Source organism: Lactobacillus sp., from assembly GCF_051893255.1.
Taxonomy (GTDB): Bacteria; Bacillota; Bacilli; order Lactobacillales; family Lactobacillaceae; genus Lactobacillus.
Map to the genome: position 1 here is coordinate 17,875 of NZ_JBJFHB010000094.1, position 2,179 is coordinate 20,053.

Consider the following 2,179-nt stretch of genomic DNA (forward strand, 5'->3'; position numbering starts at 1 on the left):
GCAGAGGATGACCAGGTCTTAGAGGTGAAGGATGCGACTGAGGGGCTGGTCAAGATTACTGGTATCAAAAGTAAGCTTGTCTAAATGTGGTCAAATGCTATAGAATTTAATTAAGATTTAACTTAGTTTGACTAACATCTACATGGGGGAAAAATCATGCCAGAACCAATGTATATTAAGATTCACAACCAGCTGCGGCAGGACATTGAAAATCATGTCTACAAGGTCGGCGACCGGATACCGGCTGAGCGCCAGCTGGCCGAACACTTCAAGGTCTCCCGGATGACCCTGAGGCAGGCCATTAAGACCCTAGAAGAAGAAGGAATTTTGGAAAGACGCCTGGGCAGCGGGACCTATGTGGCCAGTCAGAAGGTCCAGGAAAAGATGTCCGGGATCATGTCCTTTACCGAAATCACCAAGGCCAATGGCCACACGCCGTCCAGTAAATTAGTTTCCTACAAGGTCACCCGGCCATCTTTATCAGAAAAAGAGAAGCTGGAGATCAAGGAAGACGATATGGTCTTGCGGATGGAGCGGATTCGCTACGCCGACGAGGTGCCAATCTGCCACGAAATCGTGACGGTGCCAGAAGACTTGATCAAGCCTTTTTCTAAAGAGGACGTGTCGACCCACCTCTACCAGACCCTGGAAAAGCAGGGCGGCTACCAGATCGGGGATGCGACTGAATACATCAGCGCTGCCATCGCCAATGAAGAGGACGCGCGCCTCTTGAACTGCAAGAAGGGCGAGGCCTTGATTACGCGCCGGCAGGTGACCAAACTGGCTAGCGGCCGGGTTTTTGAATACACCCGAGCCTCATATGTGGGCGAAAGATTTGAATTTACGTTTAGCAAGTAGCGGGGAGGGCCCCGCTTTTTTGCTTTGTTTGCTAAAATAGACATAAAGCAATTCGCGAATCTGTTAAAGGAAGTCCCTTAATGAAAACTTTTTTGTTTAGATTGTACCTGGCAATGATGAAATTTTTAGCCAGCCTGCAAAAAGAAGATCCTAACTGCTTCGTCATCTTGAACGGGGCCGGCCGGTCGGGCTCAAATGGCTATCTTTTTTACCGCTATTTGAAAAAAGCGCACCCTGAAGTTACGGCCTACTTGATTGAGCCCTGGCCATCGTCGCACCTGCCTTGGTCTGACTGGCAAAAAATCGGCCGGGCCAAGTACGTCTTGACCACCCACCAGCCCTTTAAGGTGCGAAAGAGCCAGGTCAACTTTGCCTTTTGGCACGGGATTCCCTTGAAGCGGATGGGGACCATGGCCCACAACACCAAACGCCGGGACAACCGGCGAAACGAGCGCCTGTGGGAAAAAGTCGACGCGGTAACCTCCAGCTCGGACCTTTATGAGTCCTTGATGAGCGCCTGCATGGGGATTGAAGGCGGCAAGTACCAAAAGCTGGGCTTTCCTCGGATCGATGCGTTGCTGGCTCAAGAATACGACCGGGACGATCTCTTAAGAGAATTTTTTAAGCTGGAGCCAGCTGAGATAGCTGGAAAAAAGGCTCAAGTCGGCATCTACGTGCCTACCTTCCGCTATGAGCTGGACGACCCCCAGATCATGGACCGGATCGCCCGCGGCAACTTTTTTGCCTTCAGCGACTTTGACCTGGAGCAGCTGGACCAGGAACTAGCTAAAAAAGGCATCTACCTCCTGGTTAAGCTCCACCCTTGGGAGATGAAGCTGTTTAAGGACTTCCACTTACAGGCCAGCCACATCGCCTTTTTGAACAATTCCGACCTCTTTGACCGCAAGCTGGATTTGTATGAGATTCTGGGGGCAACGGACTTCTTGATGACCGACTTCTCGTCCATCTACTTTGACTACCTGCACCTGAACAAGCCGCTTTACTTTGTCACCAACTGCTTAGCCCAGTATGAGCAAACGCGGGGCTTTTTACTGGGGCCTTACGGCGAGATTGTCCCTGGGGAAAAAGTCGCCAGCCAGGCTGAATTTTTGGCCAAAATTGGCCAGGCTGACCGCTTTGTAGGTAAGCGAAAGGAGTGGCTGGACTTGGTCGACCCGGTTGATGGGGGCCAGGCCTGTGAGCAAATTTACGCCTTTTTAAGCGAGGGAAACTAGTCAATGGTAACCCCTTACTGAAGTAAGGGGTTTGAAGTGCAAGCTTCAGGTCTCTTATCTTTAGCAGGGAGGCTGGAGAAATCCAG

Annotated in this window: 2 protein-coding genes; both read left to right on the plus strand. The window is 51.0% G+C overall.

What is annotated here, in order from left to right; genetic code table 11:
- Positions 1-156 precede the first annotated feature (156 nt).
- Positions 157-858, plus strand: coding sequence for a GntR family transcriptional regulator (locus ACI4WN_RS08885; RefSeq protein ID WP_439777864.1), 702 nt, complete (start codon positions 157-159; stop codon positions 856-858).
- 80 nt (positions 859-938) lie between these two features.
- Entirely contained in the window at positions 939-2,093 is a 1,155-nt protein-coding gene (locus ACI4WN_RS08890) for a CDP-glycerol glycerophosphotransferase family protein (RefSeq protein ID WP_439777865.1), read from the plus strand.
- Positions 2,094-2,179 lie beyond the last annotated feature (86 nt).